This is a genomic window from Pseudoalteromonas sp. NGC95 (assembly GCF_015864705.1).
GTDB classification, from domain to species: domain Bacteria; phylum Pseudomonadota; class Gammaproteobacteria; order Enterobacterales; family Alteromonadaceae; genus Pseudoalteromonas; species Pseudoalteromonas arctica.
This window is the reverse complement of sequence record NZ_JADYWR010000005.1, coordinates 1-25104: the sequence shown is the minus strand read 5'-3', so window position 1 is coordinate 25104 and position 25104 is coordinate 1. Positions and strand designations below refer to the sequence as shown.

The following is a 25104-nucleotide window of genomic DNA, read 5'->3' as shown; positions in this document are numbered from 1 at the left end:
TTCATTACAGGCTATAAATAGAATTATTGGCACTATTTATAGTGCTAAATCTTCCCCAACCTCTGTCTTACACCTCAAAGTTCTCAAAGTACTCTTTTTGCAATTCTATAGTAAGCGCTTTAGGGCGAATGCCTTGTACTAGGCTGTATACTTCTTCTTTTGTGTAACCTGCCGAATTTAAAATAAGCGCAGCGACCAAACCTGTGCGGCCTGTGCCGCCTTTACAATGTATGGCAATGGTTTGTTTGTGTTGTATGGCCTGTAATATGTCGGTTTTGTGGGTGTTCCAGCTTGATGTAAAAGGCTGTTTGGGTGCTTCGTCGTCATTTATTGGTAAATGAAACCAGGTTATATCGTGCTTATTGCACTCACTATTAATTGTTTGTACGTTGTTTTTTTCAAGTTCTTTTTGCGGCATAAGCGAAAGCAGCATGTTAGTGCCAGCAGCTTTTAATGTAGCGATTGAATCCGCTAGGTTTTGCGTTTTTGTACCAGGGCAGGGCGTAAAAATAATATTTGCGCCGTTATTGAGTGATAAAACATCGTACGGATGCGCGCTCATGGTAAGTCCTTTATTTTTAATGAATTTGCTTTTATACACTCACTATAGCGTGTTTTAGTTACAAGTTTAAGATTGAATAATAAGCGCAAACACTAGATACTGTTTTTATATACAGTTGTGGCGATATTATGAAAAAAGAATTACCAGCAAAATACTATTTAGCGCATTTTAGAGAGCTTATTGAGTTTGTAACAAGTAAATGTATGCATTTACTTGAGCCTAAACATAGTGAATTTATTAGTAAAATTAACCAGCTAGATGAGCAAAGCCAGTGCATGTTGGCGCGGGTGTATTCGCGCAAGCCTTATTTGGTGCAGGCGCAATCGCTTAATTATGAAGAAATAACATCGCCGCATCAGGCTATTTATACGCTAAAAAAAGCGGGCATTTTATTTGAGCCAAACGAGCAGCATTATTCGCAGCTTTTAGCGCACCTAACTAAGCCTTCTTTGGTTGAGTTACTAAGTAACTACCCAGAGCAAATAAGCTTTAAAAAGAGCGCCGCTAAAGGCGCGCTGGTGGATATTGCGCGTGATTTTTTTAAAGCATGCCCACAAGAGCTTGCACCACTTTATAGCCAGTATGTAATTAATAATCGCAATGACTACTACGAATATTTTGAGTTTTTATTTGCAGGCAAACTAAGCGGTGGTGATGTGAATCATCAAAATCGTTTTGTAATGCGAGACTTAGGCTTAACCGCTACACGCGAAGGACACAGTGAGAGCTTGTCACGCTTTGAAACACTTGACGAAGCGCAATCAAACTATTTACTAAACCGTTACCGGTTAGCATTTAAAAACATTATAGATGAGAGTGATTACGTTGCTTTAGCGTCGCAGGTTTTAGTGCAAGCTGCACATGGTGCAATTGCCGTCGTATTAAAAAATAAATTATTAGTTAGGCTTTATAGGCAGCTAAAAACAGTTGATAGCGAACTTGCTTTTAGCTTACTTGAAGGGTGCGTGGATGATAGCGAAGCACAAGAAATTCAAATAAGAGAGCAATACAGGCTTGGCAATAAAGAGTGGGTAAAAGCTCGATTAGAAGCCATTATCGAAAACCCGCTCACTGATGATTTACTGTATTTTGCTGACGATTTTTTAATGCGTAAGTTTAATAAAAAAACACGTTCGCGTTTAAGTGCCATGCTTGCCAACACTCAGTGCGTGCTAGAAATAGATGAACTGTACCGAGGTGAAGTAGAGCAGGGCGTAAACGATTATTATACTCGCCAAGGTATGGCTGTATTTAATACCGAAAACACGCTTTGGCAAAGTTTGTTTGGTTTAGTATTTTGGCATGAGTTATTTGTGGAGTCGCCTTATCCGCCATGCAATGAGTTTGATATTTATCCGCAAGTATTAAGGCTTGGTAATTTTTATGAAGCGCAGCAAATACAGATAAATGAGCGTTTAGCTCAGTGCCAAACGCCGCAAGCATTACTTAATTTGGTATGCAAAAATGCAGCGCAATACTTTGATCAACCTAACGGTTTGTTTAGATGGCGCAGCAATTTATTAGAGCCACTAGAAGCGCTTATTTTAAACAGCCCTATTAAGGCGCTAATTGCGCATTTAACGGCTATGAGCAAACATTATTTACAACTAAAAGACGGCTACCCCGACTTAATGGTTATCAATAATGGCCAAGTACATTTTGAAGAGGTAAAAGCCCCAGGCGATAAGCTTAGGCGCAACCAACTTACCACTATTGATAATTTAAAAAATGTGGGCTTTACAGTACACATTGCTGCGGTTAAATGGTTTGTAGATCCACACCGTATTTACAGTGTGGTCGATATAGAAACCACAGGCGGCTTAAAAGGCGGTAACCGTATTACCGAAATAGGCCTTGTAAAAGTGCAGCACGGTAAAGTAATTGATACTTGGACAAGCTTAGTTAACCCCGAGCGCCATATACCCGGATTTATAACGTCACTAACTGGTATTAGCGACAGCATGGTTTATAACGCGCCCGTATTTGCAGAGGTTGTAAAACCACTAATTGATAAACTCGCAGGCAGTATTTTTGTAGCCCATAACGTTAATTTTGACTACGGCTTTATTAAAAAAGAATGCGAGATGGCAGGGCACTTTTTTAAAATGCCAAAAATGTGCACCGTGGTTGAATCGCGCAAAGCGTTTAAAGGCTTAAAGTCGTATTCGCTTGGTAATCTCTCATCGCATTTTAATTTAAATTTAACCAGCCATCACCGCGCATTGGCTGATGCAACCGCCACTGCCGAGCTGTTATTGCTGATACAAAATAGTGAAACGCTAACGCCGTAGGGTATTAGCTTACCTTTAAGTATTTGAAATTTAGGTAATAAGTGGTTTTATTGTAATTTTTTAATTTATTTTGGAATAAAGTGTTTTTGTAAATCGTCTTCTTTATGTCAATCCGACAAACTAGAGGACAAAACAATGACTAAATTAAATAAAATTGTAAGCGTAATGATGTTAAGCGGTGTGTGTACTTTTACAGGTGCAGTGCACGCCGCTGATATTGAAATATCTCAGTCAACGTCGGCTCAGCAACAAACATCTACATCTATTGCGCTTTCACAAAACGGTTTAACAGCCAGTGGTAGCAATGACACAAACGCATCTAACAATACACAAGTAACGGCTGATGACTCGCAAGATACAGATTCAACGGCAAATAACACGCGAACTCCAGCGCAAGAAAGCAGCGAGGCCGCAGAGCCTGCAAATTCATTAGTTGCATCTGCCAGCTCATCTTTAAATAACTCATTGAATGCATCGGCATCGTCTTTAAATGCCACAGGCAATACCACAGTCAATACAGCACTTGATGCAACCGCGCAGTTAACCTCATCGGCGGGTTATTTAACAACCACTGTGAGTCAATCGTCATTACTTTCTGTTAGCTCTGAGCAAGCCGCTCAGCCTGATACTACTGATACACCAACAGGTGCCTCTTTACTTTCAAATGTGAGTAGCGCAACCGATTCAGTAACACAAGCAGATGCAACAAATGCGCTTAATGCGGGTGAGCTTACAAACCAATTAGCAATTACTAATACGGCTGCAAACTCAGTGAGCTCTGTACTGCAAGTAGGTGATGCAATTAATACCAGTAATGAAGTTGTAAGCAGTGTTCAGCAATCTTTAATTGCCAGCGTGCAAGATAGTACGGTTAGCAGCTTACAAAGCACGGTACAACAAAGTGTTAGCGGGCAGGTGAGTGCAGCGGTCACTGATCAAATTAGTAACGATGTAGCACTTAGCACTGCAAGTGAAGTAGTAACCAACATTACTAACGACTTAGACCTAGGCCTTTAATACGCCGCGTGTTTGCACAAATGCCGAATAGGGAAACCTATTCGGCCTGTTGGAGAATAAATATGAAAGCAGTTATAACCGCCACATTGTGTGTTTTTAGTGCCCAAGCGGTGCTTGCACAAACTAACCACGTTAAAACAGCTGAGCAAAATAAACCCTTTAAAAGTAGCTTTGAGCTAAATGCAGATGCAGAAGTTGGGGTATTAAGTAATTCGGCGCTCTCAATTCAGGAGCTTGACGATATTTCGTCGCAAAGCGACAGCGGCATAAAAACCGCAGCAGGTGTTAATGCAAAATGGCAATTAACCAAAGGCGCTAAATTAACTTCAAGCTACCGGTTTGAACAGCAAGACTACGATGAATTTGATCAATACGATTTAGACCTTCATCAATATGGTTTAGATGGCAGCTACAGCTTTAATAGCCATGAGGTAGGAGTTCGTTACGATGGCGCAAAAGCAAATGTAGATGGCGAACCATTTTTACATTTTAATCAAGCTAGTGCTTACTATGGTCATTTTTTAAACCCGCATACGTATTTACGTATGAGCATAAAAACCAAAGCTAAACGTTTTGCTACTGCAAAAGCACGTAATGCCGATGGCGTAGGTGCCGATGTAGCGCTTTATCATTTTATAAATAATGGCCAAACCATGCTAATGGCAGCGCTAAGTGCCGATAAAGAAAACGCCGACGACAACCAATACGACTTTAACGGCTACGGTTTTACGACTAAAGTTACGCACAAATTTACGGCCTTTAATGTGGCTAACAAAGTAGGGGCTGGCTGGCGTTATCAAAATAAAGATTACGATGAGCAAACAACGGATGATTTTTTTGAGCAAATACCGTCGCGAGATGAGCACCGAAATGTAGTCAATGCGTTTTATAACCTAGCTGTGTTTGAGCACGTAACACTAATAGCCGAGGCTGAATATGGCGATTATCAATCAAAGCTTAGTAGTAATACCTATACGCAATCGGTTTTATCGGCGTCAGTTAAAGTGCACTTTTAGGTGGGTAAATGGCGCCATAACCAAAGGTGGTGTCTTTGCCTTGCTCGCCTAAATCGACGGCCAGCGATGTAAGCTCGTTAAGTGCTTTAGTTTTATTATTACCATGCTTTAACAATAAACAACTTAATGCCGCGCTTACATGCGGCGCCGCCATTGACGTACCCGACTCCCTACCAAATTTTCCATTACTTTGGCTTGTAACAACATTTACACCAAGGGCTGTAAAGTCTATGTAATCGCCTTTATTTGACCATCTATAAATGTGGTTTTTTGAATCAATAGCACTTACCGCTATCACGCTTTTATATGCACCAGGGTATAACGGCTGCGACGCCGGACCTTGATTACCCGCAGCAGCTACAATTAAACCATTTTGTTTTATTGCTGCAGTAATACTTGCTTCTAAAATTGCGTTATTTGGCCCCGTTAGGCTCATATTTATTACGGGTATTTTATTACTAACTAGCCAGTTAAGTGCTTCTACTATGGCAAATAATGTAGCCCCTTGTGCATATTCAGATTGTCTATAAAACACCTCTGCACTGTAAAGCTCGGCACTGCTTAAAAGCGGGTTAAGTTTTGCGCCTTTACCTGTAATTAGCCCTGCAATGGCGGTGCCGTGTAAATTTGGCGAGCTTAACCCTTTAGGTAAAAAGCTTTGCGTGGTGATATTGGCGCCTTTAAAAGCACTGTGTTTGGTATTAATGGCGCTGTCGATCATGCCAATTTTTACACTTTGTGTGCAGTAGGGGGCAATAGACTTATTTGGTGTTACTTTTGCGGTAGGCTCGCCTGTTTGCGCTTGGTAAATGTGGTTTCGGTCAAGTATTGCAGACTCACCTAAGTTAAGCGCTTTTAATAACTCACTTTTAGAGTTAACACCTTGGGGTACGTTAAAGCGCACTAAGCTCATGTTAAGTGCGTTGTAATTTTTTACCGACACAATGGTTACATTTTGCTGTTTTAGGGTATGAAGTTGTTGGCTATTTGCCATTAATAACCATTGGCGCTCTATTGCTCTAAAGCCGTTTTCAAGCTCCACTTCTACAAATGCGGTGTTTTGGCTATTTATATTAATGTTAAGCACATTGGGTAAGCTGCTAATTGGCTCACTTATTTGCGCTTTTAGTTCATCAATCGATATTTGTGGAACAGGCACCGGAAGCGGCAGGCGTTGTGCTTGCTCTATAGTTTGCTCAATACGCTGCTCTATTGGGTTTAGCTGCCCAAGCACCTGATCGACTCTTACTATGTTGGCTGAACTCGTTGCGCTAAATATGCAAAGCGAAGCGGCTATTATGTGTTTAACGCGTGTGTTTTTAATATTCATAGTGGGTTACTTCTATTAAATTTATCATGCTGGTTAGTTAACGTTTAACACATAGAAATATTTCATTATTTAAATTATTTTGATTATTTGGGAATAAATGTTTTTTTGAATCGTCTTCTTTATAAAAGGGGTAAAAATCAATGAACGAAACTCTAAAAACCTTATTGCCCATGCTTAGGCGTTTTGCCTATTCGCTAACGGGTAGTAAAGCAGATGCAGACGATGTAGTGCAAATAACAATTGAAAAACTATTAGTAAAAGGCATTCCGGATGACGTTGAGCCTGCTAAGTGGGCATTTAAAATTTGCCGTAATGTGTGGATAGACGAATACCGCTCACGCAAGGTAAGGCAAAATACGGCTCAGGCCGATATTTTACCAGAGCCAATAACAAGCAATGAACACGACACACTCGAAAACAAACAAATGCTTAAAAATGTAAATACAGCTCTTGGGCAATTACCCGAAGAGCAACGCGCCATAGTATCGCTGGTGGCAGTGCAGGGCATGGCCTATAAAGAAGTAGCACATACGCTAGATATACCTATAGGCAGTGTAATGAGTAAATTATCGCGCGCACGCAGCACGCTTTATAACTTAATAAAACCCGACTTTAAAAAGGAGCAAGTATGAACATTAACGACGAAACACTTAGCGCCTTTTTAGACTCAGAGCTAAGTGAGCACGAAATGGAGCAAGTGCGTAAAGCCCTTGAAACCGATGATGCGCTAGTAATGCGACTTGCAGAGCTAAGCGAAGTAGACATGTTAGTAAAAGAGCACGCAACAAGTATTGACGACGCCCCCCTTAGTGACTCATTAGCTAAAACGGTTGCAAAGCTTGATATAGCAACGAAAAAAAACACGTTAAATAGCAATGTAGTAACGTTAACGCCTTGGCAAAAGGTTAAGCAATCGGCTAATAAAAGTTTAGCAATAGCAGCAAGCGTTGCTGTGGTATTTGGTATTGCAATGACGAGCTATTTACAACCCAGTGAGGCGCAAAACTTAGTAGCCAGTAATACCGCCTCAGCCCTTAACACACAACTAAGTAGTGGTGTGTTTGAGCAAAGTGATGGCTCAGTATTTAGTGCGCAGCTTAGTTTTAAAAATCAGCAAGGTGAGCTTTGTAGGCAGTATGCACTAAGCTCAAATAATACAACGCAAACAAGCATTGCTTGTAAAACGCAAAGCGGTTGGCAAATTAAAGCGCAAACACCCGCGCAGCAAAGTGATAATAGCGCGCAATATCAAACGGCGTCTAACAACAGTGAGTTAGATGCTGTTATAGATAGCATGATCAGCGGCGCACCACTAGATAGAGCGCAAGAGCAGCAAGCAATTAGCGCAAAGTGGCAGTTAAACAAATAATAATGTGTATAAAACGAGGTGAACTATGAAAACATCTATTTTAATTATCAGTATTTTACTTATGGCGGGCTGTGCATCTAAACCTGATTACCGCGCCGCGAATAATGGCTCACAAGGTTACAGCGAGCAAAAAATTAGCGACGATCAATACCGAGTAGAATTTAAAAGTGTGTCAAACAACGTAGCCGATGCCGGTGACTATGCATTATTGCGCGCGGCTGAGCTTACACAAGCGCAAGGCTACGACTGGTTTGTTGTAACTAATAAAGAAACCTTTGTTGAGTCTAAATCGCAAGCTCCTGCGTCATCTATTAGTGCATCACAAAGCCAGCAATATGATCGAAGCTGTGGTTTATTAACTTGCGAAACACGCGCTAGCCCAACAAGCAGCGTAGGCGTACAGTTAAGCAACAATGATAAACGCAAAGAAGTGCACACCCTGATTGATATTAAAATGGGCAAAGGTATAAAGCCAAGCGAGAACAGCTTTAGCGCCCAAGACTTAATTGAAAACTTAAGCAAAAAGGCGCAAAAGTAAGCGTTTGGTAAAAGCGCTTGATATAAGTACTTAGCTTGTTTTAGCTAAGTGCTTTTTTCGTGGTAAGAAACCAGTAACCAGCATAGTGCCTACAATTACAAATAGTGCGCCTAGTAATGTATTTGGCCCTATTTGCTCATCTAAAAATAAATGCCCCCAAAATATGCCAAATAATGGAATTAAAAACGTGACTGTTAACGCTGAGGTTGGGCCAATATCGTCGATTAATTTAAAAAATAAAATATAAGCAAGGGCGGTACATACTACGCCCAGTACTAATACACCTAGCATAATGTTGGTGCTTGGTATTTCTCGTATTGGCATAAATAAGATAAGCGGTAATACCATAAAGCTCGAAGCCCACATTGAGCCATGGGCATTATCGAATGGGGCCAGTTTAGGCGCGTTTTTAGTGTAATGCGATGCAATGGCATAGCAAAGTGAAGCACTCAATGCTGCTATTATAGCCATTATTGATTGGCTATTTAATACAAAATGATTTTGCCCAACGAGTATTGCAACGCCTATTAAGCCAAGTAGTAAACCAAGCACCATACTTTTATTGGGCTTTGTTTTCGTCCATAAAATTCCAACGACAACACCCCATATTGGTGTTGTCGAATTTAAAATTGAGAGTGTGGATGCGCTAATAGTTTGGGCTGCGTAAGCAAAAAATAAAAACGGAAGGGCAGAATTAAACGCGCCTATAATAAAAAAGTGTTTTTTATGTTGGACAAACGCTAAGCGGCGTTTTAAATACAAAGCAACAATAAATAAAGTAACTGCAGCAAAGCCTACTCTAAACTCAATTAATACCGCAGGCCCCAAGCTGTTAGCTGCCATTCGCATAAATAAAAAAGAAGCGCCCCATATAGCGGCCAGAAAAAATAATCGCAGTAAACTTGCTAAGCTCATGATAGTATTTTAATTAAGCTGATTGGTTTTTAGAATAACAGGGTTTATAAAAAGTGTAAGCCATATTCGGAACTGGCATATAAAAATAATAAATTAAGGATAAGAATGAAAACGTTCTCAGTAGTTTCTATGGTATTTATCACTTTTTTGGGTGGATGTAATTCAAGCTCAATCAACCTTTACAGTGATACCACCATGAAAAAGAATGAATACAATGGTATTAAAGCGTATCGAAAAGGACAGTTTGAGGCCGCTTTCAATTATTTAAAAGAGCCTGCTGGGCTAGGCTATAAAAGCGCACAATACACGTTGGCGTTTATGTTTTTGAAAGGCCAATACTTGGAGCAATCTACTAAACTAGGGATGGGCTGGCTAGGCGTTGCAAAAGAAGCGGGGGTTGAAAATTGGTCTGCGCAATACGATGTATTTTACAGTGCAGCGACTACGCAGCAAAAACAACAAATAGACGAAACAGTTGCGTTGTATATAACGCAATTTGGCGTTAAAGCACAAAATATGACCTGTCGTCGTTCAACTTCGCCTAGGCGTACATTTGGTGAAGTTAAAATTGATTGCACTAAGCACGAAGGTAGCGTTACCGAGCACGAGATACAAATAATAGAATAGAGTTATGGCTTTTCTAGCTTTTTTTCAAAGTCGCTTTTTACAATATCGAGTGCTTTTAAGACCTCTTCTGGAGCAACATCGTGTTGCTCTAGTATCATAATTAAATCTACTGCAAGTTTAATATGTGTAGGGGCTTGATCAAGTGGGCTTGTCATTTAATTCTTTCTTTTTTGATATTTGGCTAATGGCAACATTTATTGCTGTTTGCACACGTTGTTCCATATGTATGCGTTCTGATTGCGGTAAATAAAACGCCATATCTACATCGTAGCGAATATATCGTGGCGGGAGCTGATTTAGTACCGTACAACAAAAGTCAGCCATTACATCTTCATCATATTTTTCATCAAGTTTAAGTTTGATGATTTCTTCAACTACAATCTTTTCGTAATAGTTGTGTATGTCTTCGTGTAATCGCATATTCCCACCGCTTTAAAATAATCCGTTTAACTGAGTCTATACTAAGGCTTACTATAAATCGATAGCGGCTTTAAATAGTTGTTTATGAACATTAATTAGTGAACTCAAATTACGCTGATAACCGCCGCCTAAAGCGCACATTAGTGGGATTTGATGTTGCTTACAGAAGTTGAGAACAAACAAGTCGCGCTCATATACGCCATTGAGCGATATATTAAACAAGCCTAACTCGTCTTTAGTGTAAATATCAACGCCTGCATTATACAAAATAATATCAGGGTTATGTATGCGCACGCAAAAATCGAGTGCTTGCTTTAATGTAGCAAGGTACTCATCGTCGGCTGTTTTAGCGGGCAATGCAAAATCGTAAGTGGACTCTTGTTTATTACGAGGAAAATTTTGCTCACAATGAATTGAGCAGGTAATAATTTGGTTATGGTTATGGTTATGGTTATGGTTATGGTTTTGAGTGATTTGTGCTGTGCCATCGCCTTGGTGTACGTCGCAATCAAAAATTAAAACAGTGTCGGCTTGCTCTGTATTTATTAAATGTGCTGCTGCAATAGCTAAATCATTAAAAATGCAAAAGCCACTGCCAAAATCGCTATGAGAATGATGATAACCACCGCTTAAATTGAAGGTTAGATCGTGACTAAAAGCTGCCTCAGCAGCTTGAGTACTCCCACCAACAGATAGGAGAGTACGCTCTACTAGTTGTTGCGAATAGGGAAATCCCATCTTTTTAATTGCTTTATCACTTAGCGTTCCATTTAAAAAGTCATCTATATAACGTTGGCTATGACATAGCGCAAGTTGAGATACGGTTACTTTTTTAGGCTCTTGAAAGTGAATAGCCGAAACACCTAGATTTTCTATTTCGGTTTTAAGTAACTTATACTTTTGAATAGGGAATCGATGACGTTCTGCAAGGATAAGGTCTGAATACAATGGATGATAATAAAGCTGCATAGTAAAGTGCGGCTTAACGCAGCTGCTGTTTTTCTACTTGTTGTATTTTATCCTCAGTGGCAGAAATTGCTTTTCTGCAGCGGCCTAATCGAGCGTGTGTGCTTAATATTTCAAGGTTAAGCTTTTGTGCTTTAGCTGGCGAGGCTTTATCCATTTGCATTTTACGCTCTTCAATCATGAGCACTAAACGGCGTTCAAACTCATGGTTTTGTTTTAATTCGTCGTAAAGCTCGTGCGATGATTGCATTATTTTTTGTACCGCTTGCTTATAAACGGTTTGCTTAGGGCGTGGTTTATAATGGCTTTTGTTTTCTTTAACCCAAATAGGCGTTGATTTAATAACGTTGAATACAGCTTGTACCTGAGCTCCTATACGTTCAAGCGCGTAGGTATAAGCATGGCGATGCTCACTTGGCGGTAATCTTGACACTTCATCTTCTATCTCTATTACGTAATCGACGAGGTTCATGCTTTTTGTACTAAAAACTGCGCGGTCAAACAAGCTAGGTTGCGCTTGCATGTAACGATTTTTAGAAAAAAGTTTAGCTTTATCAAATTGATCAGCTTGTTGTTTTAGCGTTGCAACTTGTTGGCGTAGTTTATCTAAAGCTGTAGGGTGCATATTAAAAGTAAGCCTCGTAAATTAGTTTTAATGCTAAAAGTATAACCATAGTATTAAATACGGGGCGAATAAATTTACTACCAAAACGTATTGCTGAATGTGCTCCAAACCATGCGCCTAGCATAATAAAAAAGCCCATTGTTATGCCAAGTAAAAAGTTTACATGTCCGAGTGCCACAAAGGTGATGAGCGATATAAAATTAGAAACAAAGTTCATTGAACGCGCTAAACCGCAATTGAGTAGCAAGTTCATTTTATAAAGCATGCCATTAGAAGCAGTCCAAAATGTCCCCGTACCTGGGCCTGCTAAACCATCAAAAAAGCCTAATGCTAAACCCTGTAGCCATTGTTTTATTTTCATCGCTTTGTTTAGTTTAGGGAGCTCATCGCCTTCTGTGGTACTTAAATTACCAAATAAGCTATAAGCGGCAACTAAAATAATAATAATGGGGAGTAGTTTGTTTAAAAAATCGATACTTAAATGATCAACAATAACAGTACCTATCAATGCACCTATTGCAGTAGCAATTATGGAGGCAGCCCAAAACTTTGGACTAAATAAGTTCTTTTTATAGTATGTATAGCTTGCCGTTAACGAGCCAAAACTAGCAGCTAGTTTGTTGGTGCCTAATGTTAAATGTGGAGGTAAGCCTGCAGTTAATAAAGCGGGCACAGTTAACATGCCACCGCCACCGGCGATAGCGTCTATAAAACCTGCGGCAAGTGCAACAGCACATAAAACAGCCCAAGTTGTTGGATCGAGTGCGAGTTCAAACATTAATAATCTATTTGTCTTTTAAAAGGTGGTAGGGTGTCGAGCATGGCTTTACCGTATCGCTTAGTAACTAAGCGCCTATCGAGAATAGTAATACAGCCTTCATCACTCTCTTTTCGCAGCAGTCTACCACAGCTTTGTACCAATTTCTTTGCGGCGTCTGGTACGGTAATCGTTAAAAACGGGTTACCGCCTTTGCTTTGTACAAATTCTGCTTGCGCTTCTTCTATCGGCGAAGTAGGTACAGCAAACGGAATTTTAGTAATTATTAAGTTCTCTAAATATTTACCAGGTAAATCAAGGCCTTCTGAAAGGCTTTGTGTTCCAAATAAAATACTGCCTTTGCCTTCATCTACATTTTTGGTGTGTAATTTAAGCAACGCTTCTCGCGACATCTCACCTTGTACTAATAAGTTAAAACCTTTTGTTCTAAGAAACTTTGTTACATGGTCCATTTGCCAGTAAGAAGCGAATAGTACAAGGTTCGCTTTTTTATCATTTAGGTACTCCGGTAAAGTTTTAGCTAGGTGATCACTAAAGTCTTTGTCGGTTGGCTCTACCTTAGATACCGGAATACGTAAAGTGGCTTGTTTTGGGTAATCAAAAGGAGAAGGTACTTTAATAAATTTAACGCCTTCTTCTTTAGCAAGTCCTGTTTCGTAAGCAAAGTGATCGAACGAGCCCAGTGCACTTAATGTAGCAGAGCACAAAACAGCGCCCGCGCATTCTCGCCACAATTTATCTTTTAAGTAATAACCGACCTCGATAGGGCAGTCGCTTAATAAGTGGTCGTGATGGCTTTTGTATTCAAGGCGTTTTATCCACCGTGCATGAGGAGCTCCTTCGCCTTTTTTTGCGTAACTAAACCATAGTTTGTTTAGTTGTTCTAACCGGTTTATGTATTGACCGCTTTCGCCTAGTATTGGGTCGGCAACGTAAGGTTTTATGTCGCCATCACTTACATCTTGGGTAAGGGTGTCGTGCATTTTGTTTAAACAGCGCAGCGCATCTTGCGTGGCTTCGCTTATATCTTTTGCTTTACTGTGCAGCGATTGTGGAATTTCACCGTGCTCAAAGCGATAAGTATCGTCTTTTGAGTATTCAAAGTCGGCATTATCAAGAATATCGCGAACTACTTTTAAATCTTTATTCGCGTCATTAATGCTGTCGCAAAGTTTAAAGTTTTGCCCAATAGCTCTTTGCCCCACTAAAACCTTCGCCATTTTCCCGCTAAACTTGGTGAGCTTATCAAGCCATTCTATCGTGCCTTTAATTGTGGCAGCAGCTGATGAAAAATCGCGTGTTATATGTGCTAAATGGTGCGCTTCATCAATTACATAAATGGTGTTGTCGGGCTCTGGTAAAATTTTACCACCGCCTAGGTCTAAATCGGCAAGTAATAAAGAGTGATTAATTACCAGTACATCCATTTGCATTAATTGATTACGAGCAAGCTGAAACGGACACGTTTGATGGGCCTTCATTTGGCGTTGGCATGAATGTTTATCGCACGCTATTAAGTTCCACACTCTATCGGGTACAGTATCGGCCCAGCTGTCTCTATCGCCTTGCCATTTTTTATTCACATAGGCGTTATATAGCTCATTCAAACACTTGGCTTCCATTGCGCTCAATGGTGAAGTAAGCGTTGGCATAAAGTCCATTTGTGTTTGGCTATCGCCGTTTACAGCATTATGTAATTTGTGGGCACAAATATAACGATGGCGACCTTTTACTAAATCAAATTTAAAGTCGAGGCCTGAATGCTTTTTAAAAAATGGGAGTTCTTTTGCTATTAATTGTTCTTGCAGTGCAACCGTTGCGGTAGAAATAACTAGCTTCTTTTTTTGCGCTAAGGCAAGCGGTAATGCGCCTAAACAATAGGCAAGAGACTTACCGGTACCGGTGCCTGCTTCAATTACGCAAATGCGCTGCTTTTTATGGTATTCGCCAGCAAGCGTTTTTGCTATTTCGGCTACAAGGTAGTTTTGACTGCTACGAGGGCGATAATCGTTTAGGTTGCTAGCCACATGCTGGTGTACTTGCCTAATTGTTTTTTTTAGTGAGTCAGAAAGCATGGGATGATTTACCTAAAGTATGTATATAATTACAGTGCTATGGATTTTAGAGTTATAAGAGTGTAACTACAAGAAGTGATGAGATTAATTTAGCAAATAAAGTATCTGAGTGTTTATTTAGGTTGAATGTATGGCTTTAAAGCATTTTGAATTAAGTAAAAACTTACATATATATGAATAAGGTTTAGTAATAATGTACTTAACAGCCGGTTTTATTGTTTCTTCACATGCTTATGATACTGCTAGCGGCATCTGCTACGAAGCGTGGTTTTGCAGTGATAAAGGGCCTATAAAAACTATATCAGTTAACGAAAATGCGCTGTTTTTTATCAAAAGTAAAGATGCTGAAATAGTGCATGAAATATTAGCAGCTGAGTCACTTATCTTTAATATTAAAAGTCTTGAGTTAAAAAACTTTCAGCAAGAAGATATGTCGGCCTGTTACTTCAAATCACTAAAGCATTTTTATTCTGCTGCTAAAGCTTTAAAGCAACGTGGAGTTGTATTATTTGAAGAAGATATTCGACCAATAGAGCGCTACCTAATGGAGCGCTTTATAAAAGGAGGTGCTTGGATAACGGGTAATGTTTTTTATCAAAATGGTTATACATTAGTAACAGAGGCAAAATTAAAAGCAAATGATGAGTACTCCCCAACTCTTAATAAGCTGTCGTTAGACATTGAATGTAACGAAAGTGGCGTTTTGTTTTCTGTTGGACTTGTGGGCTGTAATTTAGACTGTGTTTTAATGATTGGCGAGCCAGATAGAGAAGCTGAAAACCTAGAGTTTGATACTATTTGGTGTGTAGATGAGGCTGAGCTCTTAAAGGGATTGGAGCATTTTATTAAGCTTAGCGATCCTGATGTCATAATTGGTTGGAATGTAATTGAGTTCGATTTTTCGGTTATTCATGAAAGAGCTGAAGCACTAGGAATTAAGTTATTACTGGGTAGGGGAGATCAACCTTTATATGTTCGCAAAGGACACTTTACTCGAGTATCGATCCCTGGGCGATGTGTGGTTGATGGAATAGACACTTTAAAAAATGGTACATATAGCTTTGAGAGTTTTTCTTTAGCTAATGTTTCAAATCAAGTGTTGGGTGAGTCCAAATTAATCGACACGGCTAATAGTCTGCAGGAAATTATTAGGCAATTTAATGAAGATAAGCTTTCTTTAGCAAAATATAATCGACAAGATTGTATTTTGGTAAATAAAATTTTTGATAAATTAAAGCTACTCGATTTTTCTATTATAAGAACAAAGCTTACAGGATTAGAGCTTGAAAAAAAGGGCGGCTCTGTCGCTGCTTTTATTAATATGTATTTACCACTACTGCATCGCAGCGGTTATGTTGCCCCTAATATGGGCGATCATGGACTTACATTTGAAAGCCCAGGCGGTTATGTAATGGAGTCTATTCCTGGGCTTTATAAAAATGTCATTGTTTTAGATTTTAAAAGCTTGTACCCCAGTATTATGCAAACTTTCTACATTGATCCACTCGGACTGATAGAAGGTTTAAAAAATCCAAACCAAAGTGTGCAGGGTTTTAATGAAGCCCTATTCTCGCGAGACAAGCATCACTTACCTTTACTTGTTAAAAGCTTAGCGTCCCAAAGGCAGCTCGCCAAAGACAATCAAGATCAAATGCTTTCTCAAGCAATTAAAATAATAATGAATAGCTTATATGGTGTTTTAGGCTCAAAAGGGTGCAGGTTTTACGATCCCAGGTTATCTAGCTCTATTACGTTAAGAGGACACGAAATAATGCTACAAACTAAAAAATGGATAGAAGAGCTTGGTTATAGCGTTATTTATGGCGATACCGATTCTACATTTATTAAGTTGGATGATAATTTAACCCACGACGAGTGTAATGAAATTGGCGTGTTTTTAGCTAAAAAGATAACTACAGATTGGATTAGCGAGATTAAACAAACGCACAACTTAACAAGTCATTTAGAAATAGAATTTGAATCTCTTTATAGCCCTTTCTTTTTGCCAACCATAAGGGGAAAGCTAGTTGGCTCTAAAAAGCGCTATGTCGGTAAATTAATTAAACCAAACGAATCAAAACTAGTATTTAAAGGATTAGAAACAGTAAGAAGTGATTGGACTAAACTTGCTCAACAATTCCAGTTCGACCTATTTACTAGTCTTTTTGATGGAAATTTAAATATAAATGACCTTGTTAAAGACTATACAACAAAGTTATACCAAGGTGATTTTGATCATTTACTCATTTTTAAAAAGAGATTAGGTCAAAACTTAATCGATTATAAGAAAAATATTCCCCCTCATGTTCAAGCAGTTAAAAAACACCAGAAAAAAAATAGCGAATTTACGGTTAATAGAGGTGAATTTGTTACATTCGTTTACACAACCGCTGGAGTTGAGCTGTATCAAGGCCTACATAGCTATGACTATGCAATTTATGTAGAAAAACAGATTGTACCGCTTTTAGATATGGTAGAGCCGCTAATCAATCAAAATGTAAATGATTCGGAGAAGAATCAGTTTTTATTATTCTAATTTAGTATCTCAATTGGATGTTTTTGATTAAATAATCCACTTTCCTGCTTCTAAATCGTACGATAACCCCGGTTTTACGAAAAATATCATTAAAAAACCTCTTTATGATTAATATTTAGTTAACAGAGGTTGGCTTTTTAGTTTTTTTTGTTTACTATTTGTTTCAGTCACTGTTAATAGCATGTGATAATAAAAAATAATTAAATAATAGTTGCTTCTATAAAGTTGTAACACCAGGGAGAATCAAATGTTAAATAATCAAGTTTCAAAGGCAGTTCGCTTAGCGATTGCATTTGGTGCAGTATCTACTGCTGCATTTTCGGCAAGTTCGTTTGCTGCAGAAGAAGATAGCGTAGAAAAAGTAGAACGAATTGAAGTTACTGGTTCACGTATTAAACGTACAGATTTAGAAGGTGCTTCGCCAGTAAACATTATTACAGCAGAAGATATGCAGATTGAAGGTAACTTCACTGTGGCTGATGCACTTCGAGGCAGCAGTTTTAACTCATTCGGTTCATTTTCAGAGCGTTCAGGTAGCTCTGCACAATCTCAAGCTACTATTAACTTACGTGGTGCTGGTTCTAGCAGAACGTTAGTTTTATTAGATGGTAAGCGCATGCCTGGTTCACCAACTCTTGGTGGCCAATCAGCAAATTTAAACTCAATCCCAATGGCTGCAGTTGAACGTATCGAAATTTTAACTGATGGTGCATCTTCAACTTATGGTTCTGACGCAATGGCTGGTGTTGTTAACATCATCATGAAGAAAAACTATGAAGGTCTTCAGTTCCAAGGCGAAGCAGGACACCGTGATCAAGATGAAGGTACAACTTCAGCTAGTTTCTCGGTAACCGCTGGTTACTCTACAGATAAAGGTAATGTAACATTTGCTTTTGACCACCAGAGACGCGAAGGTATATCTGATGGTGATCGTGATTATACTAAAGCTTCAGCAACAGATCTTGATGGTGATGGCGTAATTCAGGCATACGAAGAGACTAAAGGTTGGTCTATCTACGGTGCGACTGTAGCTTCACCTGATTTTTCAGAGGCTCAAGCATCACCAATATGTGACGACTTAACAGCAGAGTACGGTGAGGATACATTCCGTAAGTTTGCAGCTGACAATGACTGGGGTAGTGAAGGCTCTACTTACTGTATGTTTGCTTTCGCAAATGTATCTTATAATAAAGCTTCTATCGACCGTAATACTGTTTATTTAGATGCAAATTATGAATTGAATGATGATATCGAATGGTATGGCCGTGCTATGTTTGTTCAAAATAGCTCATTTGGTCGTTATGCTCCACCTGCCGCAGCATGGAATAATTTAGCTGCAGACAATGAAGCAAACCCTTATGATGAAGAAACAACAGGTTACTGGCGTTGGGCAGGTATTGGTAATCGCGATGGTAACGTTGATGATTACAGCCAAGACTACCTAATGGGTTTACGCGGTGATTTAGAGTGGAATAATGCATCTTGGGATGTTTATTATCATACTAATAAAGCTGATAATAAATCTGTAGGTACTTATTACCTTAGCTACGGTGGCTTAGCTTACAACCAAGCAAATGGAATTGATTTAGGTTCTGATGAAGGTGTTGCAAATATGAAAGCAACAACCCTACAAAGCTCATCTTCTACTTTCAATCAATACAATGCCGGCATCGGATTCGATTTGTTTGAATTACCAGGCGGTACGGTAGCGCATTATTTCGGTGCTGAATTTTTAGAGCAAACGTATGCTGATATTTACGATGGTCAGTCAGAAGCTGGTTTAATAGGCGGCTCTGCAGGTAACTCTGCGCTTGGTGATCGTGACATTACGGCTTTCTTTTATGAAGTTGCAATGCCAGTAGTAGATTCACTAGAAGTTAACATTGCCGTACGTTACGATGACTACTCTGACTTTGGTGATAATGTTGCTCCTAAGATATCTGCTCGTTGGCAGGCAACAGATACTGTTGTAGTACGTGCTTCTTACTCTGAAGCTTTCCGTGCACCAGGTCTTGACCAATTAAATGCCGCTACTACTTTTAGTGCTGAATCAGCGATTGATTACTCTCAAGGTGATACATCGTCTAAGCAAATTGATACATACTACAAATCAAATACAGAGTTAGGTCCTGAAACATCAGAATACACTAACTTAGGTATAGCTTGGGATGTGATTGAGAACTTCGGTGTTAAAGCTGATTACTTCAATTTATCAATTGATGACGTTATTCAAACTAAAACTGTTCAAGGTCTTCTATCGGATGAAGCGGCTGGCAGAATAACTGCTTTCGCACCTGGTTCTGATGTAAGTAATGAAACTTTTTACTTAATACGTTCAGAAACTGGTCGTTTATTAGAAGCTGGTACTGGTTACTTCAACGGCAATGGTTTTGAGATTGAAGGTTTAGATTTAACTCTTTACGGTCATATCGATACTAGTGTTGGTGAGTTCCGCATGAACACTGTAAATAGTTTTGTATTATCTTACGATGAAGAGCGTGGCGGTAGAGTTTATAATACTGCTGGTTGGAGTGGTCAACCTGACTTCAAATCTAATACTACATTAACTTGGGCGCTTGACGACCATAGTGTAGCTTGGAACATGAACTACACGTCATCTACTTCTGAGAATGAAGCACCAAATGAAGATGGTATTTTAGAGCAAGATGGTGAACTTGAAGATTGGTTGATTCATAACCTTACGTACAGCTATAACGCAGGTGTTTATGGTACAGTTCGCTTATCAGTAAGCAACTTAACAGACGAAGATCCTGTACTTACATCTACAGGCGCTTACGATAACGCTGATTTATATAACAACTATGGTCGTGATTACCGTATCAACTATACAATTAACTTTTAACTTTTAACTTGTTAATTTGTTAATAAAAAAGGGCTGAATTTATTCAGCCCTTTTTTTATAAAAATGCTTCGTATTAATGTCAGTTTATGCATCAGGATTTTTAAATGAAAAACCTAAAAACTTCGCGTACTACATACCTAAAATAAGACTATATCCAGAACTTTAAATTAGCAGAAGTAGATAAAGTGAAGGCATCGTTACTATAACAAGCCCTAAGTATAAGAGTGCCCATGATTAATACTGTATTTTTTATCTGAAATAGATTGGGTTGCTTGAAGCTAATATGTCCAAATCCTCGCACGAAGATTTTACACCTCTAACGCCAACTCGAAAAGTGAATGAAAAATCTCATGCTCAATAAAATGCTTTCTGTAATTGATAAAGAGTGTGGTGCAAATATAAGGAGAAATATGCAACAGATTTCCCTAGTAATGCACGACTCTGGAAATAACAACTCAGAATCTGTTTGCTTTGCTACTCATTAGTTACAATTTATATCAGTTGTATTGGCATAGCATAGAGAATGGTTAGGAGGTTTAAGCTAAAATTTTATTGAATAAATGTAACTCATTAAAAAGTATAATAATACTCGTTTAGCAGCCAATATTTATATACAATAAAATGAGACTGTACTTAATTATTAGAAATAAAATATCAAATTAAGTGCATAAAAAGCTCGGTACTTGAGCCTCTGGCTCTCTATTAAAATCTTCAACTTATCTCAGAACAGGACAAAATAATGATGAAAAACTATTGGAGTGATTATTGGGCTCAAGGCTATCTAACCTCATTTGGACAAGATATAAAGAGTAATTACACGGGTAAATTAAAGTCTTGTTGGTTGGAGTTTGCTGAAAAGTTAAATTGTAATGACAAAGTACTTGATATTGGTACTGGGAATGGTGCTCTTATTCGATTAATTCAAGAGAATAGTAGCGTTCAATTTAATGTCATAGGTGTAGATAAAGCTATTGTTAACGAAAAAGTAGCCGGTATAGAGTCATCAAATATTTTATCTAATGTAAGCGCTGAAGTCTTGCCTTTTGAAACAGCAGAATTTGATGCGATAGTAACACAGTTTGCTATCGAATATAGCGAGTTAGCGAGAAGTATCCCAGAGCTTTTTAGAGTATTAAAGAAAGGAGGCCTATATCAAATTGTGTGTCACGAAATGGATTCGGACATAGTGAAGCCAAATGTACTAATATTAGAGTCTGCAATTCGGGTGCAGAGTGAATTATTAGTTCCTTTAAAACAACTAATAAGCGCACTAAAAAAAGAGAATAAAGATCTGATTAATAGCAATATTTCTATTATTAATGAATATGTGGAGCTAGAAAAAAAGATACACCCACTTGCAATAAAAGGTACCAGGTACACTGATTTTTATCATTTTATTTTAAAGAATAGAAAGATAGATCTCGAGAAAGCTTATTACCTATTTTCTCAAGAGTTAGAAGGGCTGATTTATAGGTTAACTGATTTAAAGCAAGCCGCTTTGAATGCCCAGCAACTTAAACAACTGTTAGCTTCAAGAGGGGATGTATATAAAGAAGTTCTTGTTGATTCAAATAAAGAGTATATAGGCACGCTTTACAGGGGCTATAAACGTTAAAATTAAGTTTTATTAGCCTATTCTAATATTAATATCCCTACCTGTTAAAAAGCAATAAAATCTCTCCATCTATAATTATGTCTCTTGGGGCATACCTAATGAGGCTGTCACTTCAACTGATAGAGTCGCAGCCGTCTTCGTATTCTTTAAACAAAGCTTTATTAAATTGTGTTGTTGAAAGCCAGCTTCAAATTTACTCTATAGTCCGACGAATTAGGGCAGTGTTTTAATATCGTTGAGTTATAAAAGTCATTAGTTGCGTCATATTGCTCCAGTCATAACGATAGCATATCTCCTCTGTTGCTTTGAATAAGGGACAATGTATGTTGCATATTTATACTACTGTTACCTAAAACTGTGCCTAAGCATTTTTTAGCGGGATATCTGTGCGTGCTTTCCGGTTCGCTTCTATCTCACCATTTTTTGCTACTTTTATATCTATATTTCTCATCCCTAAAAGAAAATTAGTAACTTACTTAAGATGATTATTAAGATTTAATTTTGCAAAAAAAACAAAAGTTAATGTTTTGCAATAATGCAAAAATAACATCATGTTTGTTTTTTGTTGCGTTAGAGCGTTGTAAATAAAAGGGTTTATTTGGTTAGCTAAGTGTTGACCTTTTGCATAAGTTGGGACTACTATTCAAATCGAAATAGGTATTGTGATTAATTACAGACCGTTTTGAAAATAAAACAATTAAAATAGTATTCTAGGGAAAATTAAATGTTAAATAATAAAGTTTCAAATGCTGTTCGCTTGGCGATCGCTTTTGGTGCTGCTTCAACAGCAGCTTTTTCTGCAAGTTCATTTGCTGCGGAGACGGGAGTGGACAAAGTAGAGCGTATTGAAGTAACAGGCTCTCGTATTAAGCGAACTGATCTTGAAGGTGCATCACCTGTAAATATAATTACTTCAGCGGATATGAAGGTTGAGGGTAATTTTACTGTTGCTGATGCATTACGAGGAAGTAGTTTTAACTCTTTTGGCTCATTCTCTGAGCGCTCGGGTAGTTCAGCTCAATCTCAAGCTACTATCAATTTACGTGGAGCTGGCTCGAGCCGAACTCTTGTTCTGCTAGACGGCAAACGCATGCCTGGTTCACCTACATTAGGTGGTCAATCTGCAAATTTGAATTCTATTCCAATGGCTGCTGTTGAGCGTATCGAAATATTAACCGATGGTGCATCATCTACTTATGGTTCAGATGCAATGGCTGGTGTAGTAAACATCATAATGAAAAAGAATTATGAGGGTTTACAATTTCAAGCTGAAGCCGGTCATCGTGAGCAAGATGAAGGTACTACCAATACAGGCTTTTCTGTAACGGCAGGGTACTCTACCGATAAAGGTAATGTAACAATTGCATTCGATCATCAAAAAAGAGAGGGGATTGCTGATCGCGACAGATCTTATACAGCACCACAACTAATCGACCGTGATGGTGATGGTACTATTCAAGCATATGATGAAACTGTAGGCTGGTCTTGGTATGGCGCAACAGTTTTATCACCTGATTATTCTGAGGCACAAGCATCTCCAATTTGTGCAGATCAAGCTGCAAAATATGGTGATGATGCGTTTAAAGAAATAGCAGCAGATACTGATTATGCACCAGGCTCTAATTACTGCATGTATGCGCACGCTAATGTATCTTATAATAAAGCTTCTATTGATCGTAATACAGTTTACATAGACTCAAATTATGAATTAAGTGATTCAGTTGAGTGGTACGGACGTGCAATGTTTGTACAAAATAGTTCATTCGGCCGTTACGCGCCGGCTGCTGCACAATGGGCATCATTGAGTGCTGATAACCCAGTAAATCCTTATGGCGAAGATGGAGCATTAGGTTTATGGCGCTGGGCTGATTTAGGTACGCGTGATGGTAATGTAGATGATTATAGCCAAGATTATTTAACTGGTTTACGCGGAGATTTAGATTGGAACAATGCTACTTGGGATATTTATTTTCATACAAATAAAGCTGATAACAAATCGGTTGGCACCTATTACCTGAGTTATGGTGGGCTTGCACATAACGAAGCGAATGGTATTCCTCTTACATCAGACGTTGGTGTAGCTAATATGAAAGCTACCACTTTACAAAACTCATCATCAACATTTAATCAAATTAACGCAGGTTTTGGCTTTGATTTATTTGAATTACCAGGTGGCGATGTAGCACATTATTTTGGAGCTGAGTATTTAGAGCAAACTTATGCCGATATTTATGATGGTCAATCTGAGGCAGGACTAATCGGTGGTTCAGCCGGTAATAGTGCTAGAGGAGAGCGTGATATAACAGCCTTTTTCTACGAAGCGGCTCTACCGGTTTCAGATACAGTTGAAGTGAATTTAGCTGTTAGATATGATGACTATTCAGATTTTGGCGATAATTTAGCACCAAAAGCTTCAATTCGCTGGCAGGCAACGGATACTGTTGTTGTTCGCGCTTCATATTCTGAGGCATTCCGTGCTCCAGGTTTAGATGAATTAAATGCTGCAACAACATTTAGTGCTGAGGACGCAACCGATTTTGCTCAAGGAAGTACATCAGATCAGCAAGTTGATACATATTATAAATCTAATCCTGATTTAGGCGCAGAAACTTCAGAATATTTAAACTTTGGAGTTGCTTGGGATATTGTTGAAAACTTTGGCGTTAAAGTAGATTACTTTAATTTATCAATCGATGACGTAATACAAACTAAAACCGTTCAAAGTTTATTATCAGATGAGTCGGCAGGTTTAATTTCTTCGTTCTTACCTGGGTCAGATACATCCAATGAGACCTTTTATCTAATCCGTGCTGAAAATGGTCGCTTACTAGAAGCTGGTACGGGATATTTCAATGGTAATGGTTTCGAAATTGAAGGTCTAGATTTAACTCTGTATGGTAATGTTGATACTAATGTAGGTATGTTCCGCTTTAACTCTGTCAACAGCTTTACCTTTTCTTATGAGGAAGAAGTTGGAGGTAGGGTCTATAATACAGCGGATTGGAGTGGCCAGCCGGATTATAAATCGAATACAACGATAAGTTGGTCATTAGATGAGCACAGTGTTGCATGGAATATGTCTTACACAGCATCAACATCTGAAAATGAAATTCCAAATGAAGATGGTGTATTAATTCAGACTGGTCGCTTAGATAGCTGGTTGGTTCATAACCTTAACTATACTTATGATGCAGGTGATTTAGGCTCGATCAGTCTTGCTGTTAATAACTTAACAGATGAAGATCCAGTTCTAAATTCTAAAGGTGAATATACCAACCCTGAGTTATACAACAACTACGGTCGTGATTATAGAGTTAGCTATACTATAAAATTCTGATAGCAGTAACCAAATGCAGAATTTATTTAGTAATGCCGTTCACTTAAGGTGAGCGGCATTTTTGTTTCTGGCATACCATTGCTTTCAGGGCTTGGCTGATTCTGAGAGGGTGTAACTAATTTTGTGTAACTGCCTATCATAATTTACTCTATCAAGAGTTTAAGGATTAGGCGATGAACATGAATAAAGAAGAACTCGAAGCGTTTGCTAAAGAAGCTGCTAAA

20 protein-coding genes are annotated in these 25104 nt (G+C 38.6%); 11 read left to right on the top strand and 9 right to left on the bottom strand.

The window, feature by feature from the left end; genetic code table 11:
- Nucleotides 1-67: 67 nt before the first annotated feature.
- Nucleotides 68-562 (bottom strand): phosphatase domain-containing protein, encoded by a 495-nt coding sequence (locus tag I6E70_RS06005; RefSeq protein ID WP_197188297.1) that lies wholly within the window; start codon nucleotides 560-562, stop codon nucleotides 68-70.
- Between the two features lie 128 nt (nucleotides 563-690).
- On the opposite strand from I6E70_RS06005, the gene I6E70_RS06000 reads away from it, so the two are divergent.
- The 3 genes from I6E70_RS06000 to I6E70_RS05990 all read left to right on the top strand — a co-directional run bounded on the left by I6E70_RS06000 (nucleotide 691) and on the right by I6E70_RS05990 (nucleotide 4886).
- Nucleotides 691-2853: an exonuclease domain-containing protein gene (locus tag I6E70_RS06000; protein WP_197188296.1), complete on the top strand. Its 2163-nt coding sequence runs from the start codon at nucleotides 691-693 to the stop codon at nucleotides 2851-2853.
- Nucleotides 2854-2988: 135 nt separating this feature from the next.
- Complete coding sequence (locus I6E70_RS05995) at nucleotides 2989-3870, top strand: hypothetical protein (protein WP_197188295.1); 882 nt, start codon at nucleotides 2989-2991, stop codon at nucleotides 3868-3870.
- Nucleotides 3871-3932: 62 nt separating this feature from the next.
- Nucleotides 3933-4886 carry a surface lipoprotein assembly modifier gene (locus I6E70_RS05990; RefSeq protein WP_197188294.1) on the top strand — a complete coding sequence of 318 codons (954 nt, stop codon included), beginning with the start codon at nucleotides 3933-3935 and terminating at the stop codon, nucleotides 4884-4886.
- On the opposite strand, the gene I6E70_RS05985 is transcribed toward I6E70_RS05990, so the two are convergent.
- Nucleotides 4870-6216, bottom strand: coding sequence for a S8 family serine peptidase (locus I6E70_RS05985; RefSeq protein WP_197188293.1), 1347 nt, complete (start codon nucleotides 6214-6216; stop codon nucleotides 4870-4872). The genes I6E70_RS05990 and I6E70_RS05985 overlap by 17 nt on opposite strands.
- 140 nt (nucleotides 6217-6356) lie before the next feature.
- Here I6E70_RS05985 and I6E70_RS05980 point away from each other — a divergent pair, with 140 nt between their 5' ends.
- Genes I6E70_RS05980 through I6E70_RS05970 form a run of 3 tightly spaced genes read left to right on the top strand, consistent with a single transcriptional unit; the run spans nucleotide 6357 to nucleotide 8123 of the window.
- The gene (locus tag I6E70_RS05980; protein ID WP_197188292.1) at nucleotides 6357-6848 is read left to right on the top strand and encodes an RNA polymerase sigma factor; all 492 of its coding nucleotides are present in this window, start codon (nucleotides 6357-6359) and stop codon (nucleotides 6846-6848) included.
- Complete coding sequence (locus I6E70_RS05975; RefSeq protein ID WP_197188291.1) at nucleotides 6845-7585, top strand: hypothetical protein; 741 nt, start codon at nucleotides 6845-6847, stop codon at nucleotides 7583-7585. Before I6E70_RS05980 ends, I6E70_RS05975 begins: the two co-directional genes overlap by 4 nt.
- A gap of 25 nt (nucleotides 7586-7610) precedes the next feature.
- Nucleotides 7611-8123, top strand: coding sequence for a CC0125/CC1285 family lipoprotein (locus I6E70_RS05970; RefSeq protein ID WP_197188290.1), 513 nt, complete (start codon nucleotides 7611-7613; stop codon nucleotides 8121-8123).
- Nucleotides 8124-8153: 30 nt separating this feature from the next.
- Here I6E70_RS05970 and I6E70_RS05965 read toward each other — a convergent pair whose 3' ends face one another.
- A complete protein-coding gene (locus I6E70_RS05965) occupies nucleotides 8154-9038 on the bottom strand; it encodes a DMT family transporter (protein ID WP_197188289.1) in 885 nt (294 codons plus the stop codon).
- Between the two features lie 105 nt (nucleotides 9039-9143).
- On the opposite strand from I6E70_RS05965, the gene I6E70_RS05960 reads away from it, so the two are divergent.
- The gene (locus I6E70_RS05960; RefSeq protein ID WP_197188288.1) at nucleotides 9144-9665 is read left to right on the top strand and encodes a sel1 repeat family protein; all 522 of its coding nucleotides are present in this window, start codon (nucleotides 9144-9146) and stop codon (nucleotides 9663-9665) included.
- 2 nt (nucleotides 9666-9667) lie between these two features.
- Here I6E70_RS05960 and I6E70_RS05955 read toward each other — a convergent pair whose 3' ends face one another.
- Genes I6E70_RS05955 through dinG form a run of 6 tightly spaced genes read right to left on the bottom strand, consistent with a single transcriptional unit; the run spans nucleotide 9668 to nucleotide 14529 of the window.
- Complete coding sequence (locus I6E70_RS05955; protein WP_007584045.1) at nucleotides 9668-9820, bottom strand: DUF2496 domain-containing protein; 153 nt, start codon at nucleotides 9818-9820, stop codon at nucleotides 9668-9670.
- Nucleotides 9804-10085 carry a late competence development ComFB family protein gene (locus I6E70_RS05950; protein ID WP_024590772.1) on the bottom strand — a complete coding sequence of 94 codons (282 nt, stop codon included), beginning with the start codon at nucleotides 10083-10085 and terminating at the stop codon, nucleotides 9804-9806. Before I6E70_RS05950 ends, I6E70_RS05955 begins: the two co-directional genes overlap by 17 nt.
- A 51-nt stretch (nucleotides 10086-10136) precedes the next feature.
- Nucleotides 10137-11054 carry a histone deacetylase family protein gene (locus I6E70_RS05945; protein WP_197188287.1) on the bottom strand — a complete coding sequence of 306 codons (918 nt, stop codon included), beginning with the start codon at nucleotides 11052-11054 and terminating at the stop codon, nucleotides 10137-10139.
- A 13-nt stretch (nucleotides 11055-11067) separates the two neighbouring features.
- On the bottom strand, nucleotides 11068-11676 hold the full coding sequence (locus I6E70_RS05940; protein WP_024608252.1) for a primosomal replication protein: 609 nt from the start codon (nucleotides 11674-11676) through the stop codon (nucleotides 11068-11070).
- A 1-nt stretch (nucleotide 11677) separates the two neighbouring features.
- Entirely contained in the window at nucleotides 11678-12454 is a 777-nt protein-coding gene (locus tag I6E70_RS05935; protein ID WP_024593658.1) for a sulfite exporter TauE/SafE family protein, read from the bottom strand.
- The gene (dinG, locus tag I6E70_RS05930) at nucleotides 12454-14529 is read right to left on the bottom strand and encodes an ATP-dependent DNA helicase DinG (RefSeq protein WP_197188286.1); all 2076 of its coding nucleotides are present in this window, start codon (nucleotides 14527-14529) and stop codon (nucleotides 12454-12456) included. The genes I6E70_RS05935 and dinG overlap by 1 nt, the downstream gene beginning before the upstream one ends.
- 193 nt (nucleotides 14530-14722) lie before the next feature.
- Here dinG and I6E70_RS05925 point away from each other — a divergent pair, with 193 nt between their 5' ends.
- The 4 genes from I6E70_RS05925 to I6E70_RS05910 all read left to right on the top strand — a co-directional run bounded on the left by I6E70_RS05925 (nucleotide 14723) and on the right by I6E70_RS05910 (nucleotide 24880).
- The gene (locus tag I6E70_RS05925) at nucleotides 14723-17065 is read left to right on the top strand and encodes a DNA polymerase II (protein ID WP_121954054.1); all 2343 of its coding nucleotides are present in this window, start codon (nucleotides 14723-14725) and stop codon (nucleotides 17063-17065) included.
- A 247-nt stretch (nucleotides 17066-17312) separates the two neighbouring features.
- Nucleotides 17313-19928: a TonB-dependent receptor domain-containing protein gene (locus I6E70_RS05920; protein WP_121954055.1), complete on the top strand. Its 2616-nt coding sequence runs from the start codon at nucleotides 17313-17315 to the stop codon at nucleotides 19926-19928.
- A gap of 739 nt (nucleotides 19929-20667) precedes the next feature.
- Nucleotides 20668-21543, top strand: a complete 876-nt coding sequence (locus tag I6E70_RS05915; protein WP_121954056.1) for a class I SAM-dependent methyltransferase — start codon at nucleotides 20668-20670, stop codon at nucleotides 21541-21543.
- A 724-nt stretch (nucleotides 21544-22267) separates the two neighbouring features.
- A complete protein-coding gene (locus I6E70_RS05910) occupies nucleotides 22268-24880 on the top strand; it encodes a TonB-dependent receptor (RefSeq protein ID WP_197188285.1) in 2613 nt (870 codons plus the stop codon).
- Nucleotides 24881-25104 lie beyond the last annotated feature (224 nt).